Origin of the sequence: Borrelia hermsii DAH, from assembly GCF_023035675.1 — a bacterium.
Taxonomy (GTDB): domain Bacteria; phylum Spirochaetota; class Spirochaetia; order Borreliales; family Borreliaceae; genus Borrelia; species Borrelia hermsii.
Window position 1 is genome coordinate 152,325 of sequence record NZ_CP073142.1, and the last position, 18,565, is coordinate 170,889.

An 18,565-nucleotide genomic window follows, 5' to 3' on the forward strand; every position below is an offset into this window, starting at 1 on the left:
GGTAGTATGATTGTATTATTACCATAATAGCAATAATAGGTTTGATATCATAATAGATATGATAATAGATTGGATTATAGATTAATTTTAATATGAATTAATTCTAATTTATAAGGAGATATTTAATGAAGGAGAGCAGATATTATAATTTGTTACTGATGTTAATACTGCTAGTAATAAGCTGCAATTTGAAGTCGAAAGAAGGTGCAGCTAGAGGTGCTTCTGTTAGCGTGGCAACTGTAGATAAAGATTTGTCAAGGGCCAAAAGGGATGATAAGCAAGAGAGCATAGATGTTAAATTTGATAAGCTTTTAAGCACATTCAAGCTACAGGGTGAAGAGGTGGAATTAGTTAAGTATATACGCAGTGCAGTAACTGATTCGGATGTAGGAATTGCAGGTGACAAGACTTACACTGATCTTGAGTTTTACAACTTGTTAGTTAACTTGGGTGATGCTAGGCTTAAAGAAATTATAGCAGCTTATTTAGGTCCCTTTAAAGAACGAAAGGAAGCCCAGCTAGCTATTGATAATCTTAATGGAGCAACATTAAAACGAGAATTGCAAGAATTCCAAGATTGGTTAAAAGCAGAGGAGGACTTCTGCTTAAGTGAACTGAGACGGGTATTTAATGAAACTGCTCTTGATTCTGTGCATGATAGAGCTATAAATAGTAATTATTTGGGGCAGTTTCCTAATATTAAAGCTAGTGCTGAAGGCGTTATGGAGTTTGAAAGGCTATATGCAAGTTTTTCCGCTGATGAGCAAGAAGGAATTGATTATATACGAGATGTGGCAACCAATCCAAATATAGGAGACCCAATGACCAGCATAACGTATAATCATACTGAATTTGATCTCGCTTTTCTCTTGTTAAGAGATAGGTTGCAAGATGTTAAATTGAGGGAAATGATGCAAGTTCATTCAAAGCGGCTTAAAGAAGAAATACCCGCAGCTTTAAATGTTATTGAGCGTATTAATATAGATACACTTCAAGAAAGACTACCGTTCGATACAGCTATAGCAAAAATAGAACTTGATGATGATTTTGATGATATCGAGCATAAGTATCAACGGAATATAAAAGACTTATTCTGTAGTAAGCAGCTTAATTTTGATTATAGGTATTCTTGGTTTGTGTATGGCAATGAATTTGATTTTATTAAGCTTAAAGCTGATGCTGAAGGCGCTCTAAAGGGCGTAGTGGTATACGAAGCGCTGTTTAGTTATCATGAAGCAATTGAGGATATGCTAAAAGTAGTAATTAATCCTTATATTGGCAGTGCTGAAGGTTACAAGACTTATACTAATACTGAGTTTTATACATTGTTAGGCAATTTGGGTAAGGATAAGGTTAGAGAAATGATGGATGCCCACTCAGAGATTTTTCAAATGATGTACAAGGCCTTAAGAGCTATTGAGGGTGTTAAAGACGCGAGAGAAAAAAAGGACTTATCAGAAAAGTGGACCAATTTCAATTCTAGGTATTTATTGGAAATAAAAAAGATCTTTAATGAATCTACTCCTGATGCTGTGTATAATAGCGGAATTAGCAAGAGTATTTATACGGATCATTTTTTAAACATTAAAAATGAAGCTGATGCTAAGAGTAATCCTTAGGACTACTTTTGAAAAGTAGTGTTAAGAGAAGCAATTAAAAGTAGTAATTAAGAGAAGTAATTAAGAATATTGGTTAAGCCTTAGGTAATAATTAATCTAAGGCTTTTGATTTATGCATAACATACCAAAAATATTGATAGGTTATGTAAATAGCAATGTTTATTATAGGGCAGTATATTGCGGTATTATGATATTATTAATTAGTAATAGATTTTCTATGATAATAGATTGGATTATAGATTAATTTTAATATGAATTAATTCTAATTTATAAGGAGATATTTAATGAAGGAGAGCAGATATTATAATTTGTTACTGATGTTAATACTGCTAGTAATAAGCTGCAATTTGAAATCGAAAGAAGGTGCAGCTGGAGGTGCTTCTGTTAGCGGGGTAACTGTAGATAAAGATTTGTCAAGGGCTAAAAGGGATGATAAGCAAGAGAGCATAGATGTTAAATTTGATCAGCTTTTGGATACATTCAAGCTACAGGGTGAAGAGGTGGAATTAGTTAAGTATATACGCAGTGCAGTAACTGATTCGGATGTAGGAACTTCAGGTGACAAGACTTATACTGATCTTGAGTTTTACAACTTGTTAGTTAACTTGGGTGATGCTAGGCTTAAAGAAATTATAGCAGTTTATTTAGGTCCCTTTAAAGCACAAAAGGGAACCCAGCTAGCAATTGAGAATCTTAATGAAGCAACATTAAAACGAGAATTGCAAGAATTCCAAGATTGGTTAAAAGCAGAGGAGGACTTCTACTTAAGTGAACTGAGACGGGTATTTAATGAAACTGCTCTTGATTCTGTGCATGATAGAGCTATAAATAGTAATTATTTGGTGCACTTTCCTAAGCTTAAAGCTAATGCTGAAAGAGTTATGGAGTTTGAAAGGCTATATGCAAGTTTTTCTGCTGATGAGCAAAAGGGAATTGATTATATACGAGATGTGGCAACCAATCCAGATATAGGACACCCAACATACAATATAACGTATAATCATATTGAATTTGATCTCGCTTTTCTCCAGTTAAGAGATGAGTTGCAGGATGTTAAATTGAGGGAAATGATACAAGTTCATTCAAAGCGGCTTAAAGAAGAAATGCCTGCAGCTTTAAATGTTATTGAGCGTATTAATGCAGATCCAGTTATAGTAAGACTAGAACTGGATGATGATTTTTGTGATATCGAGGATAAGTATCAACAGCATGTAAAACACTTATTCTGTAATAGTCAGCTTAATTTTGATCAAAGGTATGCTGGATTTGTGGATAACAATGCATTTAATTTTATTAAGCTTAAAGCTGATGCTGAAGGCGTTCTAAAGGGTAAAGTGGTATATGAAGCGCTAATTGATTATTATGAAGTAATTGAGGATATGCAAAGAGTAGTAATGAATCCTGATATTGGTCGTGCTGAAGGTTACAAGACTTATACTAATACTGAGTTTTATATATTGTTAGGTAATTTGGGCAAGGATAAGGTTAAGGAAATTATGGATGCCCACTCAGAGACTTTGCAAATGATATACAAGGCTTTAGAAGCTATTAAGGGTGTTAAAGACGCGAGAGAAAAAAAGGACCTATCAGAAAAGTTGGGCAATTTTAGTGATAGGGATTCATTGGCAATAAAAAAGATCTTTAATGAATCTACTCCTGATGCTGTGTATAATAGCGGAATTATAAAGAGTATTTATACGGATCATTTTGTAAACATTAAAAATGAAGCTGATGCTAAGAGCAATCCTTAGGACTAATTTTGAAAAGTAGTGTTAAGAGAAGCAATTAAAAGCAGTAATTAAGAATATTGGTTAAGCCTTAGGTAATAATTAATCTAAGGCTTTTTATTTATGCATAACATACCAAAAATATTGATATGTTATGTAAATAGTGTTATGTAAATAGCAATGCTTATTATAGGGCAGTATATTGTGATATTATACTAATATTAATTAGTAATAGATTTTCTATAATAATAGATTGAATTATAGATTAATTTTAAAAAGGAGATATTTAGTGGTAAAGGTAAAATATTATAACTTGTTATTGCTCTTTCCATTATTGCTGATAATAAGTTGTAATTTAAAATCCAAAGAAGATGGACTGCTTGGGGCGCGTTTGATTAAAAAAGGCAAACCATTTAGAGCGCACTTTACTGGAAATAAATCGATTGATAAGGGATTTGGATTTAAAACACCTGTAGGTGCAGCAATCCCTGTAGGTGCAGCAATCCCTGTAGGTGCAGCAATCCCTGTAGGTGCAGCAATCCCTGTAGGTGCAGCAATCCCTGTAGGCGCGGCAGCAATAAAGGAAGATGTGGATAGTGCTTCTGAGGTAGTTGCGGATAAGAGCATAGAAGTTAAGCTTGATGAGCTTTTAAGTACATTCAATCTACAGGATGAAGAAAGACCAGCAGTTAATTATATACGAAGCATAGTAACTAATCCTGACATTCCGGGCGCTAAAACGTATACCGATTTTGAATTTTATGATTTGTTAAAGACATTAGATGCTACTAAGGTTACAAAAATTATGAAGGTTCAATCAAAGGTTCTAAGGGTACAAAGAGAGGCTCAAGTAGCTATTGAAAATATTAATAAAGAGGAAAAAAAGAATGAGTTGCAAGATCGGTTTAATAAGGAGAGTAATTCTTATCCATCTTGGGTAAAATCGGCATTCAGTAAATTTACCCCTAATGATGTGTATCGAAAAGCTATATGTGCTGAGGATGAATATGATTTTGATGACATAAAAGAGGAAGCTGAGAGTTTTAAAGAGTTTGAGGACTTATACGCAGGGAAGCTTTCTGCAGATGAGCTTGTAGTAATTGAATATATACGAAGTGTAGTAACTAATAATATTGTTTATAGTTATGGTGATGTTCTTGACGATGCTAGGTTTAATCTCTTGTTGGGTAGATTAGCTTTTGATAGGGTAAAAAAAATTATTGAATATCATTTAAATACGCATCAAGCAATTGCAGATATTAACTTAATGGTTAAGAATATTAAGAGAGAGAGATCAAAACAACAAATTTTAAGAGATTTTAATGATAACTACAAAGATTCATATCCGTCCAGTTTAAGAGATTGCTTTGCTTTGGTGTATAGTGCTAATGTTATATATAATAGAATTATTCATAATAATTATTTACAAGAGCTTAATGTGATGTTAGATAATATTAGAGGCATTATAGATGGTGAGGTGCTGTACGCAGGCCTGTCTGGTGATGATAAGATTGTAATTGAGTCTATGCGAAATATGATAATTAGTTCTGATGTTAGTGATGGAATTTATGATTATGCTTATAATGATTTTGAGTTTTATTTTGTGTTAGGAGTTTTGGGTGTTGATCAGTTTAGAAAAGTTATAGAAGTTAATTTAAAGGAATTTTTTAGAGTGCAAAAAGAAGCTGAAGACACTATTGAGGGTATTAATGACGATGAATTAAAACAAAAATTGAGACGTGAACTTGGTGCTTGGAATAATAGTTCTATGTATTATCTACGAAAAGCACTAGGTCGGGGCAGTCCTTATGCTTTTGATGATGAGATTATGGATAATAATAATGAAGGAGTGAGTGGTTTTATAAAGATTACAATGAAGGCTAGGACCTTTATAAATTATGAAGAAATATCGGCAAGGCTGTCTGATGATGAACGGGCAGTAATTAAGTATTTACGCGATATATTAACTGATCCTGAGATTAAGGCCTATCCAGGGAATGCACCTTTACAAACGTATAGTGATAATGAGTTGAAGCTTTTATTAGGTGGTTTGAATTATACTCAGGTTCAAGAAATGGCAGTAGATCTTCAAAAGATTCTTACATTGCAAGAGAGAATTCAAGCGGTTATTGATTCTATCAATAATGAGGAATCAAGGAAAGATTTGAATCATGAGTTTAGTATTGCAAAGAAAGAGTATAGAATTTTTAAAAAAATGCTATTTAATATAGTTTCTCCTGTGAATGCTTATGACTCAGTTATAAAAATTGATAATTCTAACTTTTTTATTCCCGTTCAAGAAAAAGCTTCCCGCATTAAAGCAAACGAAGCAGCTAGTATCGGGGGTTAGTATCACAGTTAATCCTTAAGAAAATATTTAAAAGTTAAGCCCTAGATTAAACATCTGGGGCTTAAAGTTGATATTGATATGTTATGTAAAGTTTGATATGTTATGTAAATAGAAATGTTTATTATAGGGCAGTATATTGTGGTATTATAATAATATTAATTAGTAATAGATTTTCTATAATAATAGATTAAATTATAGATTATATAGATTAATTTTAAAAAGGAGATATTTAGTGGCAAAGATGAGACATCATAATTTGTTATTGCTATTACCACTATTGCTGATAGTAAGTTGTAATTTAAAATCAAAAGAAGATGATCTGCTTGGGACTCATTTGATTAAAGGCAAACCATTTAAAGTGGACTTTACTGGAAATAAACCGATTAATAAGGGATTTGGATTTAAAACACCTGTGGGTGCGGAAATCCTTGCGGGCGCGGCAGTTCCTTTGGGTGCGGCAGCTCCCGTGGACGCAGCACCAGCAGTTGGAGAACAAGTAGAAGCAGATTCGGGAGTAGCAGTAAAGGAAGATGTGGATAGTGCTTCTGAGGTAGTTGCGGATAAGAGCATAGAAGTTAAGCTTGATGAGCTTTTAAGTACATTCAAGTTGCAGGATGAAGAAAGGTCAGTAGTTAATCATATACGAAGCGTATTAACTGATCCTGCGGCAGGATCAGTATTTAACAGGACATATACTGATGATGGATTTTATAATTTGATAAGTGGCTTTGATGCTGTTAAGCTAAAACAAGTTCTAGGCGATATTAATGTGGTTCTTGCAGTACAAACAGAGGTTATTGCAAATATTAAGGGCGTTAAGAACGAGATAGCAAAACAGAACTTGCAAGATGAGTTTGAGCCTAAAAGGCTAAAATATATAAAGGATTTAAAAAATTTATTCCATTATGCGTTTCCCAATTCTATCTCTCTTAACGTTAAATTTTTTTCCAGGGACTTTTTGTATACTTTTACTGAGATTAAAAAGAGTAGTAAAGGTGTTTTAGATCTTGAAAATCTCTTAGCAGGTCTTTCTGGTGAAGATAAAAAAGCAATTGAGCATATGCACAATTCAATTGTTTTTGAGAATCCAAGTGATCAAGCGTATATTACCAAAGCCGAGGGTAAATTTTATTACTTGTTAAGTAGTTTAGATACTTCTGAGGTTAAGGAAATCATAAAAGCTCACTTAAATAATTTAATAGAACGGGATCAAGCATTAAAAGTTATTGAGACTATTTCTAAAGAAGAATATAAACAAGAACTCTTAGATAAGATTAATAAGTGCGATAATCATCATGTATCTTGGATAAGATCGGTATTCTGGTCGTATGAACAGCCTTATGAGTTTTATGAGAGTTTTACATATAAAGGTGGTTCTGTTGGTTTTGATAGTCTTAGGGACAAAGCTGCAAGTTTTAAAGAAGTTGAAGACCTATACGCAGGGAAGCTTTCTGCAGATGAGCTTAAAGCCCTTAAAGAGATACGAAGCCTGGTAACTAATAATGATGTTGATAGTGATGATTATGGTGATATGCTTGACGATTATGAGTTTGATCTCTTGTTGAGTCAATTAGCTTTTGATAGGGTTAAAAAAATTCTTGAATTTCATTTAAATACCCATCAAGCAATTGCAGAACTTGAAGCAATGATTAAGAATGTTAAGGAAGAGGGAGAAAAGCAACGATTGACAAATGACCTTAACACTAACTATAAAGGTCGCTATCCATCGAAATTAAAAGATTTATTTAATGGTTCTGCTGATGATGTGTATCGTCAAATTATTATGGATACATATGGTAATCCTTATTTAGATGATCTCTCTTTTCTGCAAGAGGAAGTTAGAGATCTAATAAAGGGTGAAGTGTTATAGCAGGCTTGCCTTATGGTAATAAGCCTATATGTAGTGTTTAAGAATAATATTAAGCCTTAAATTTAAATATTTAAGGCTTTTAATTGAGTAGTAATAGCAATATATTAATCAATGCATTTACTTAGATGTCGCAAATTAAAATTAATAAGTAGTGATAATATGTCAAGATTATTATGTTATAATGCAACAATATATTAATTTTAACTTAAAAGGAGATATTTAATGGTAAAGGTAAGAAGATATTGTACATTACTGATATTAATAATAAGTTGTAATTTAATAAGTTGTAATTTAAAATCCCAAAAAGAAGATGGGCTTGGATTTAATGCAAAAGAGCATATTAAACTTAATAATCTTTTGTCCACATTCAAGCTACAGGATGAAGAAAGGTCAGCAGTTAATTATATACGAGGCGTAGTAACTGATCCGGGTATAGTAGGACTCTCAGTTAACAGGACATATGCTGATTCTGAGTTTTACAACTTGCTAGTTAGCTTGGGTGATTCTAGGCTTAAGAAAATTATAGCAGTTCATTTAAAAAATGTTAAAGCTCAAGACGAGGCTTTAAAAGTTATTGAGAGTGTCGATAGAGACGAATCAATTCGGCAATTGAAAGATAGGTTGGGCGCGCAGAAGAGGTTCTACTTAAGGGAATTAAAACAGGTATTTGGTAGTGCTATTCCTAATAAGGTATATCTTCAAGCTATGAATATTGATTATGTGAATTCTTTTGATAAGATTAAAAATGAAGCTAGAGACATATTAAGGTTTGAAAATCTATATATGAGGCTGTCTTATGATAATAAGGAAGTAGTTGAACATATACGAAGAGCAGTAACTAATTCAGGTATTGGTAAGAAGGAAGGTTACAAGACTTATACTGCTTTTGAATTTGAGCTCGCGTTAGGTAGCTTGGATAATTTAAGGCTTCGGGAAATTATAGGGGTTCATTTCGAGATGCTGGGGGAATTGAAACAAGCTCAAAATGTTATTAATGATATTAAGGGAGTAGCATCAAAACGAGATTTGCAACAAGAGTTTAATGTGTTAAATAACGCCTATTTATTGCATGTAAAATGGATATTTAATAAATTTACTCCTGCTAAGTTATATGATGAAGTTATAATCAATAAGTATAAGAATGATTTTATAACCATTAAAAATAAAGCTTTAGGCATTAAAGCGGCTGAGCAGGGCAATCCTTAATATTAATAGTTAAAAAGAGCACTTAAGTAAGAGTACTGAAATTAAGAGTACTTAAGTAAGAATAAGATTTAAGCCTGAGATTTAAATATCTAAGGCTTCTAATTTAAAAGTAATAGCAATATATTTGCAGTATATTTAATTAATATGTTTATTAATTAATGTAAATTAAAATAAATCATGATTCTATATCATTATTCTATTATGTGTGGTATTGTATGATAACATAATACCATTGTATAATGATGCATTTATATCATTGGTATAATAATAGATTAATTTTAAAAAGGAGATATTTAGTGGTAAAGAAAAGACATTATAATTTGTTATTACTATTGCTATTATTGCTAGCAATAAGTTGTAATTTAAAACCCAAAGAAGATAGCATTCTTAAAGACAGCTTCTCTAGCGGGAGTTTGTTTGATAATAGCACGTTTAAGGGCAAGTCCAGGTATGACCCTTATACAAAACTTATGGTGGGAAAATCTGTAGATGATTGGGCAAAGGTTCCAAAGAATGGGATGGGAGGTATTTTTAGAGTTGGTGCAGAAGGGAGTGCGGGAGTTAAATTTAATAGGCTTTTGGGTATATTCAAGATACCTCGTGAAGAGGTGGAAATAATTGAGTATATACGACTTGCAGTAACTAATGCTGGTATTGGTAGTGCTGAAGGTTACAGAACTTATACTGATTCTGAGTTTTATACTTTGTTAAGTAATTTAGGCAAGGCTAAGCTTCAGAAAATCATAAAAGCTCATTTAGAGAATGTTCAAGCACTAAGAGAAGCTTTAAGAGTTATTGATGCTGTTAAGGCAGAGGAATCAAAACAACAATTGCAAGGTATATTGAAAGTGGAAGAGAACTCCTACTTAAGGGAATTAAAACAGGTATTTAATGAATCTATTCCTGATAAGGTGTACCATCAAGCTATGAGTGTTGATTATGCGGGTCAGTTTAATAAGATTAAAGATGATGTTATAAAAATTAGAAAGGAAGAGTTATATGCAGGCCTTTCTGGTGAAGAGAGATTAGTAATTGAGCATATGCGAGACGTAGCAACTAATAGTAGTGTAGGCCTTCCGGCTTATAAGACTTATACTGAGCTTGAGTTTGCTCTTTTGTTAATTGACTTAGGCGATGCTAGTTTAAAGAAAATTATAGGAGATTGTTTCAAGGTTTCAACAGCAAAGGAAGGCGCTTTAAGAGCTATTAATGCTGTAGCTGGAGAAAAATCAAAACAAGATTTGGAACGTAGTTATGATTATTTCAATAATTCCTATCCATCGTATTTAAAGGGGATGTTTAGTGGTTCTACTCTTGATGATGTGCGTCGTCGAATTATAAATATTGATTATGCGGGTCATTTTGCTAAGATTGAATCTGATGCTAGAAATATTACAAGGACTGAAGCGTTATACGCAGGACTTTCTGTTGAAGAGATTAGAACACTTGAGCATATACAAGGTGTGGTAACTGATTCTGGTAGAATCTCAGCAGGTTCCAGGACTTATACTGATTCTGAGTTTTACAACTTGTTAGAGAGTTTTGATACTGCTAAGTTAAAGAAATTTATAGAAGTTCCTTTAAAGATTTTTGGAGAAATAGACGAAGTTTTCACAGTTATTGATGCTATTAGGGAAGAAAAATTAAGACAAAGCTTAAAAGGTAAGTTGGAGGATGAAGAGATTCTTTGTGCAAGGGGATTAAGATCGGCATTTAATGGATTTAATCCTGATGATGTGTATAGTAGAGTTACAAGTATTGATTATGCTGATAATTTGCTTGGGCTTAAAAATTATGCTAGAAGAATTGTAGAGGTTGAAGAGCTATATGCAGGACTTTCTGTTGATGAGAAAAAAACAGCTCGTTATATACAAAGAGCAGTAATTGATCCGGGTATAGGAGACTTAAATGAGAAGACATATACTGAGCTTGAGTTTAAGCGATTGTTAATTAATTTGGGCGCTCTTGGACTTCGGGAAATTATAAATGTTCATGTAGATACTTTTAGAGCATTAAGAGAAGTTGAAGTAGCTATTAATGATGTTAAAGATGCAGACTCAAAACAAGAATTGTCAGCTAAGTTTGAGGCAGAAGAGGGGACCTATGCAGGCCTATTAAAAAAGGCATTTAATAGTTCTACTCTTGATTCTGTGCAAAGTCAAGCTGTAGGTATTAATTATTTGGATAATTTTATATCCATTAAAAATGAAGCTGATCGGAAGAGTAATCCTTAAGGCAAATTAAGATCAATAGTTAAATAAGTACTTAAATAAGAGTACTTAAATAAGAGCAAGATTTAAGCCTTAGATGTAAATGTCTAAGGCTTTTAAATTAAAAAGTAATAGCAATATATTTATTTAAGCCGCGTAAACGAAAGAAATAAGCAAATTATTATGGTATTATTATATTGTTATATGATAATAAATTCATTTTTGTATGAAAGGGAGAAAATTAATGGTGAATGTCAGGACTCATAGTTTATTATTAGTGTTAATATTACAATTATTGCTAATAATAAGTTGTAATTTAAAAGCCCAAAAAGATGTTTTGCAGGGAAATTTGTTTAAAAATGACTTGCTTAAAAAACCTGTGCTTGGAGGACGTGTAGGCAAAGATTTGGCAAAAGTTAGAAGACGTAATGTTAGAGATACTTCTGTAACTAGTGCAACAGGGAAAAGCACGGAAGGTAAACTAAAGACCAAAGCAAAAAGAGCAGTTGAAACAGATACTGAAGGCGTTAAGGAAGCTGCATCAAACCAACAATTAAAAGGTAAATTAGGTCCAAAAAAGACCCCCCATTTAGGATCAATGAAACAGGCATTTAGTGAATCTGCTTCTGATAAGATAAAACATCAAGATGTAGAAGTGTTTAGTGAATCTGCTTCTGATAAGATAAAACATCAAGATGTAGAAGTGTTTAGTGAATCTGCTTCTGATAAGATAAAACATCAAGATGTAGAAGAGGGCAATAATGAGGATCATTTTACTGAGATTAAAGACGATGCTCAAAGCATTGCAAAGGGGGAAAAGCTATACGCAAAGCTGTCAGGTGATGATATGAAGAGAATTGATTATCTACGAAGCGTAGTAACTGATCCTGATATCCCGGGCGATAGGACTTATACTGATGCTGAGTTTTACTCCATGTTAGGCAATTTAGGTGAAGAAAATTTGATTAGACTTATAAAAGTTCATTCGTATGAGTTTGAATTAGTAGAAGAATTAAAAGAATCCATTTTAGTGGCTATTGGCGCTGTTAAGGGAGAAACATTAAAAGACGATTTGAAGATTAGGTTTAATAATTCCAATGACTATCCATTATATTTAAAATCCTTATTTCGTGGGCAGTTTACTTTTGAGCAGTTGTTTGTTCAGTTGTTGGGTGGCAATTATACTCGTGAGTTGGATAAATTTAAAAGAGATGCTTTCAGTGTTGTAATGGGTGAAGAGCTATATGCAGGGCTTTCTGTTGATGAGAGGGAAGTAATTGATTATATACAAAGCGTAGTAACTGATTTTAGTCTAGAAGAAGCCCCAGATGATAAGACTTATACTGATGCAGAGTTTTATACTTTGTTAGGTAATTTAGGTGAAGAAAATTTGAGTAGAATTATAAGAGTGCATTTAAATACTTTTGAAGCATTAAATAGAGCCTTAAGAGCTATTAAGCGTGTTAAGGAAAATGAATCTAAAAAAGATTTGCGAGATAGATTTGATATAGAAGAGGGGACCTATGCAGGTCTACTAAAAAAGGCATTTAGTGAGGATACTCTTAGTTCTGTATATAATAGAGTTATAAAGATTAATTATGAGAAGGATAAGTTGACTCAGATTAGAGATGATGCTAAGCGTATTATAGCAGCTAGTAGGGGCAATCCTTAGGGGCAGTACTTAAACAAATTAAGATCAACAGTTAAATAAGTACTTAAATAAGAGTACTTAAGTAAGAGCAAGATTTAAGCCTTAGATGTAAATGTCTAAGGCTTTTAATAATGAAAGGTGGAGCAATATATTATTTAAGCCGCTTAAACAAAATAAATAAGTAATAGTAATTATTATATGGTAATATAATGATGTATTATATATAACAATGGATTAGTTTGCATAAAAGGGAGATATTTAATGGTGAAGGTAAGAGGTTGTAATTTGAAATCCCTAAAAGATACCGTTCAAGAATACTTGCTTAAAAAGAATCTGAGAGAGGGGAAATTAATTGTAAGTAGTTCTTTTGTATGGAAGCCAATTGTAAGTAACTTTGGCAAATTAATCCTTCCGTTTAAAAAAGCATGAAGAGGAAGATTTTGCTAAAGTAGATGAAGTAAATGAAGTAGAGGAAAGCATAGAATTTAAGCTTGATAAGCTTTTAAGTACATTTAATCTACAGGATGAAGAAAAGGAGTGGCTAAGTATATACGAAGAGTAGTAGTTGATTCTGCAGACACAGGTGTTAGAACATATTCTGATCTTGATTTTTATAACTTGTTAAATGTCTTTGGTGATTCTAGGTTTAAGAAAATTATAGCAGTTCATTTAAAAATGTTAAAGCACAAAACAAGACTCTTGCAGTTGTTGAAAATCTTAATAGAGGGGATTTAAAAGGAGAATTTGAAGAGAAGATTTATCGCAATATCAAAAATATAAATTGGCTATAAAAAAGGCATTCAATCATTGCGTCGATGTTGATTATATAGTTAGCGAGGCTTTTAATATTGATTACGAGAGCATGTTTATTGGAATTGGGAAATATACTGAGGACGTAAAAAGGGTGAAGATTTATGTGCAGGATTGTTTGATAGGGGAAAGGAAATAAGAGTATACGAAATATATTAATTAATCCTGATATTTGTGAGGATAAAGATTTTTTTGCGTATTAGGAATTTGGCCTCTAGTACTTAAAGAGGCAGTAGCAATATATTGAGATATATTTAAGATATATTCAATATATAATTAAATTTGTAATTTTAAAAGTAATAAATAGTGATAATATGATTATTATACTATAATTATATGGCAATAGTTTAATTTGCAAAAAAGGAGAGATTTAAATATGAAGGTAAGAAGTAAGAGTTCATTATTACTATTATTTCTGGTAATAAATTGTAATTTCAAGCCACAAGCGGATCTCATGTTTAAAGATAACTTGCCTGGAAAGGGCTCAGTTAAAGTGAGACCACCTATAAGCAGCTCGCTTGAAAATACTTCAGTTAAAGCAAATGGAGCCAATGTAGCAGAGGAAAATATAGAAGTTAAACTTGACAAGCTTTTAGGTACATTCAGGTTGCAGGATAACGAAAGGGAAGTAATTAGATATGTACGTAGTGTAGCAGCTGATTCTGGTGTAGGAGCCTCGGGTGATAAGGCTTATACTGATGATGGGTTTTATAATTTGTTAAAGAGCTTGGGTGCTCTTAAGTTTAAGGAAATGATAGAAGTTCATTTAAAGATTACTAAGGCACAAGATGAGGCTTTAATAGCTATTGAGAATGTTAATAATGAAGAATTAAAACAAAAATTGCAGCGTGAGTTTGATGATTATAAGAATAATTATTTATCGCATCTAAAAGAGTTATTTAGTGGGTTTATTCCTTCTGGGAGTAGTGCTGATAATTTGCATTATAAATCTATAAATAGCGGCTATGAGGGTTATTTTAGTTCTATTGAAAAGCAAGCTAGAGATTTTATGGATGGCGCAAATCTATACGCAGGGCTCTTAGCAGCTGAGCAGTCAGTAATTGATTATATACAAGATGTAGTAACTAATCCTGCTGTTGGTAGTGCTAATGATTACAGGACGTATTCTGATTCCGAGTTTATTATTTTGTTAGGTAGTTTGGGTGATTCTAAATTGGCTGAAATTATAGAATTTCATTTAGGGATTTTGAAAGCAAAAGACGATGCTCTTGCAGTTATTAAGGATGTCAAGAGAGATGAATTTAAGCAAAAATTACAAAATAAGTTTAATGCTTGCAATAATGCTTATCCATCACATTTAAAAGGGTTATTCCACGAATTTGCTCCTGATAGGGTGTATAGTAGGGTTATAAATAGCAACTATGCTGATTCGTTTGCTTATATTGCAAATCAAGCTGGAAGTGTCATGCAGTTTGAAAAGATATATGAAGGGCTGTCTGATGATGGGAAAGCAGTAATCGATTATATACGGGGTATAGTAGTTACTTCTGGTGTTGGTGATGATGATTCTGCTGATGCTTATACTGATGATGATTTGTATGCTTTGTTAAGCAATTTGGATGCTCTTAAGCTTAAGGAAATTATAGAAGTTTATTTAGAGATCGAAAGAGTACAAAAAGAGGCTAGCGACGCTATTGAGGATATTAAAAAGGAAGAATTAAAAAAACAATTGAAACGTGAGTTTGATGTTTACAATGAGTTTTATTTATCTGATCTAAAGTCCATATTCGTTGATGGGTATGATCCCGGTTTTGTACATAATAAAACTGTAAATGGTGAGCATGTGGATAAGTTTACTAAGATTAGAGACGATGCTAGAAGTGCTATGGGACTTGAAAATCTATACGTAGGGCTCTCAGCAGATGAGCAGCTAGTAATTGAGCATATACGAAGTGCAGTAACTAATCCTAATATTGGGCATATCAGCTCTAATACTTATACTGATGATGAGTTTTACTCTATGTTAGTTAACTTGGGTGCTCTTAGACTTAAGGAAATTATAGAAGTTTATTTAGATATTTATAGTGCACGAGAGGATGCTTTAAGGGTTATTGAAAATGTTACTAGAGAAGACTCAAAACAAGAATTGAAACGTGAGTATGATGATTACAATAATATTTATTTGTCCGATATAAAATGGGCATTTAGTGGTTCTACTCTTGATGATGTTTATGATAATATCATGGATATAGATTATAAGAGTGATTCTGTGGATGGGTTTACTGCGATTAAAGACCAAGCTATAAGCTTGAAATAGAGCTTTGAAATAGAGTTTAAAATAAAGCTTATGTAAATATGCAGAGAGTATTGTTTAAGAGCAGTATTTAAGAAGAGTTAAGAATATTAGCCTTAGATTTATATACTAAGGCTAATAATAATTAGAAGTAATAGAAATGTATTATTTAGTTAGCATATGGTATTTTATAATAATATATAATTAGTATGTTATTAATATGATAATAGGTTAATTTTAAAAAGGAGATATTTAGTGGCGAAGAAAAGACATCATAATTTTTTATTACTATTATTAGTAATAAGTTGTAATTTAAAACCCAAAGAAGATGCTCTTCTTAAGAGGAGTTTGATTGTAAAGACCCCGCTTCAAGTCATCAGAGGACCACTTGTGGGGAATGTTGGTGGAGCAATCCTACCGCTTAAAAAGCATGAAGAGGAAGATTCGGATAAAGATGAATTAGATGAATTAGATGGGAGCATGAAAGATAGGATTAATAAGCTTAAAGACAAATTCGGGACCTTTCCTAAAGGAGAAAAAGTATTTCGACGTATTCGAACTATAGTAACTAGTCCTGATATTCCGGGTGCTAAGACTTATACTACTGCTGAATTTTGCTCCTTTTTAGAGAGCTTGAATGATGCTAGTATTAATGGCATCGTAGAACCTTTAAGAGAGATTTTAGAAGTAAAAGACGATATTTTACGCGTTATGGGAGATATTAAGGCAAAAGAATCAATAAAAAACTTAATAGATGAATTTAACCTTAAAGACAAAGAATATGGAGAGGCTTTAAAAGGTGCATTTAATAATCCTAAGATTGAAGATGTGCTTGTTGGCATGAGAGATAGTGTTTCTAAATATAAAGCAGAGTTTACCAAGATTAAAGCAGATGTTGAGAAAGTTTTAGAGCTTGAGAAAGCTCTAATCTATGAACAAGTCGTTGAAAAGGGTGAAAAGATATATGACAGACTTTCTGGTAATGAGAGGGCAGTAATTGAGTATATGCGAGATGCATTAACTGATCCGAGCATAGAAACTTCAGGTGACAGGGCGTATACTGATGATGAATTTTATCACTTTTTAGGTAGCCTATCTGATGTTGATATTCGGAATTTTACAGCCCATATGAAGTTGAAAGAGCAGGATGAGGCTTTGCGCGCTATTGAAATTGAAGATGTTAAGACAGAAAGCTTAAGAGCAACCTTAAAAGCTGAGCTTGAGCTTAAAGCCAAAGAATGTAAATCAGTTCTAAGGCGTTTATGTAGGAAGCCTATTGATAAGGAGCGTGGGAATATAATAATAGAGGGTTTTAATAAATATGAAGCTGGTATTGCTAGGATTAAGACAACTGCTGAGGAATTTGTAAGGTTTGAAAATTTATACGCAAGTCTCCCAGATGATAAGAGGGCAGTAATTGAATATATACGAAGTGTAGTAACTGATCCGGGGATTGGTAGTGATAAAGGTTATAAAACATATTCTGATCCTGAGTTTGACCTCTTGTTAGTTAAATTAGGTATTAATAAGATTGAAACGGTTATATCGTATCATTTAACCGTTGCATCAGAAAAAGCTGCTACTAAAGCAATTATTGATGGCGTTAGGGGAGGAACATTAAGAGGTGAGTTTGAAGGTAGATTTGATCTTAACTGCCAAGAATATGAATTGGCTTTAAAAGGCAAATTTAGTACCCCGGAGCTTTTAGGGCTTAGTTTCGAAAGTAAATATGTAGAAGAGTTTATTAAAATTAAAGCCGATGCAGAAAAAGCTATTAGAGGAGAAAATTTGTACTTAAGTTTACAGGATAATGAGAGAGAAGTAGTTGATTATATGCAAAGTGTAATGTTTGATCCTAGCATAAGAGGTCATTTGATTAAGAGTACGTGTACTGAGCTTAAATTTTATCACTTGTTAAGTAACTGGGATATTGTTAGGCTTCGGGAAATTATAGGAATTCATTTAGACATTCTTAAGTTACAAGAACAAACTTTAAATACTATTGGGAATATTAAGAGAAAAGCATCAAAACGAGACTGGCAACATGATTTTGATAATGCCAAATATACCTATTTATGTGCTCTAAAAGACTCACTTATTGGTCCTGGTCCGTTAAGAGACTATAGTGGATTTAAGAAGTTTGACTTTGATGATATTATTTTTGATGCTGAGAGTGTTATAAAATATGAAAATCTCTACGCAGCTCTCTCTGATGAAGAACTAGGAGCAATTGAGCATATACGAAGTGTAGTAACTGATCCTAATATTCGTGATTCTGAAGGAAATGCATACTCAGAGGATTATACATATACTGAGTTTGAGGGCTTCTTAGATGCTTTAGATGTTATTAAGGTCAGGGACATTGCAAGAGTTTATTTAGATATTTGTAGTGCCCGAGATGATGCTTTAAGGGCTATTGGAAATGTTACTAGAGAAGACTCAAAACAAGAATTGAAACGCAAGTTTGATGATTACAATAAAATTTATTTATCTGATATGAAATTTTTCATTATTGATTCGGACTCTGATTCAATGTATGAGAAAATTATGGATGTAAATTATAAGTCTAGGCATGTGGATGCATTTAATGCGATTAAAAACGAAGCTATAAGCTTGCCGTAGAGCTAAAATTGCACTTGAAGAGCTATATATAAAGTAGGTTTACTAGGAAAGAGAGGTTTTATTTAGAGGAACTAGTGGGAGTTTAGTAGACCTACTTCTTTATGTGCATATAACTTAATGTTAACAATAAAATGTTAATAACAGTGTGTTTAATTGATGTGTAAATTAAAAGCAATGACTTAAGAGCAATAAGTAGTGATTATATAATATAATTATTAATAATAATACTATGTTTCTATGATAATA

The 18,565-nt window shown here is 32.5% G+C and carries 10 protein-coding genes; all 10 read left to right on the forward strand.

All coding sequences use genetic code 11. From position 1 onward, the window contains the following. Nucleotides 1–188 precede the first annotated feature (188 nt). The 10 genes from bhDAH_RS06475 to bhDAH_RS06520 all read left to right on the forward strand — a co-directional run bounded on the left by bhDAH_RS06475 (nt 189) and on the right by bhDAH_RS06520 (nt 18,319). On the forward strand, nt 189–1,619 hold the full coding sequence (locus bhDAH_RS06475) for a BTA121 domain-containing protein surface lipoprotein (protein ID WP_155719668.1): 1,431 nt from the start codon (nt 189–191) through the stop codon (nt 1,617–1,619). A gap of 347 nt (nt 1,620–1,966) precedes the next feature. Continuing rightward, on the forward strand, nt 1,967–3,370 hold the full coding sequence (locus bhDAH_RS06480; protein ID WP_155719669.1) for a BTA121 domain-containing protein surface lipoprotein: 1,404 nt from the start codon (nt 1,967–1,969) through the stop codon (nt 3,368–3,370). Nucleotides 3,371–3,635: 265 nt separating this feature from the next. Next, nucleotides 3,636–5,696 (forward strand): BTA121 domain-containing protein surface lipoprotein, encoded by a 2,061-nt coding sequence (locus bhDAH_RS06485; RefSeq protein WP_020732485.1) that lies wholly within the window; start codon nt 3,636–3,638, stop codon nt 5,694–5,696. 241 nt (nt 5,697–5,937) lie between these two features. Then, entirely contained in the window at nt 5,938–7,566 is a 1,629-nt protein-coding gene (locus bhDAH_RS06490; RefSeq protein ID WP_192957786.1) for a BTA121 domain-containing protein surface lipoprotein, read from the forward strand. 222 nt (nt 7,567–7,788) lie between these two features. Continuing rightward, complete coding sequence (locus tag bhDAH_RS06495; RefSeq protein ID WP_020732487.1) at nt 7,789–8,772, forward strand: BTA121 domain-containing protein surface lipoprotein; 984 nt, start codon at nt 7,789–7,791, stop codon at nt 8,770–8,772. Between the two features lie 296 nt (nt 8,773–9,068). Next, nucleotides 9,069–11,006 (forward strand): BTA121 domain-containing protein surface lipoprotein, encoded by a 1,938-nt coding sequence (locus bhDAH_RS06500; RefSeq protein WP_020732488.1) that lies wholly within the window; start codon nt 9,069–9,071, stop codon nt 11,004–11,006. A 220-nt stretch (nt 11,007–11,226) separates the two neighbouring features. Next, nucleotides 11,227–12,654 carry a BTA121 domain-containing protein surface lipoprotein gene (locus bhDAH_RS06505; protein ID WP_020732489.1) on the forward strand — a complete coding sequence of 476 codons (1,428 nt, stop codon included), beginning with the start codon at nt 11,227–11,229 and terminating at the stop codon, nt 12,652–12,654. Between the two features lie 516 nt (nt 12,655–13,170). Continuing rightward, complete coding sequence (locus bhDAH_RS06510) at nt 13,171–13,368, forward strand: BTA121 domain-containing protein surface lipoprotein (protein WP_062705950.1); 198 nt, start codon at nt 13,171–13,173, stop codon at nt 13,366–13,368. A gap of 451 nt (nt 13,369–13,819) precedes the next feature. Further along, nucleotides 13,820–15,721 carry a BTA121 domain-containing protein surface lipoprotein gene (locus bhDAH_RS06515; RefSeq protein WP_062705953.1) on the forward strand — a complete coding sequence of 634 codons (1,902 nt, stop codon included), beginning with the start codon at nt 13,820–13,822 and terminating at the stop codon, nt 15,719–15,721. Nucleotides 15,722–15,952: 231 nt separating this feature from the next. Next, complete coding sequence (locus tag bhDAH_RS06520) at nt 15,953–18,319, forward strand: BTA121 domain-containing protein surface lipoprotein (protein ID WP_062705957.1); 2,367 nt, start codon at nt 15,953–15,955, stop codon at nt 18,317–18,319. The last annotated feature ends 246 nt before the right edge of the window (nt 18,320–18,565 follow it).

Excerpts from the sequence above, each read along its gene's own strand:
- bhDAH_RS06490 (WP_192957786.1), top strand. The coding sequence starts at position 5,938 with ATGAGACATCATAATTTGTTATTGCTATTACCACTATTGCTGATAGTA.
- bhDAH_RS06495 (WP_020732487.1), top strand. The coding sequence starts at position 7,789 with ATGGTAAAGGTAAGAAGATATTGTACATTACTGATATTAATAATAAGT.
- bhDAH_RS06505 (WP_020732489.1), top strand. The coding sequence starts at position 11,227 with ATGGTGAATGTCAGGACTCATAGTTTATTATTAGTGTTAATATTACAA.
- bhDAH_RS06515 (WP_062705953.1), top strand. The coding sequence starts at position 13,820 with ATGAAGGTAAGAAGTAAGAGTTCATTATTACTATTATTTCTGGTAATA.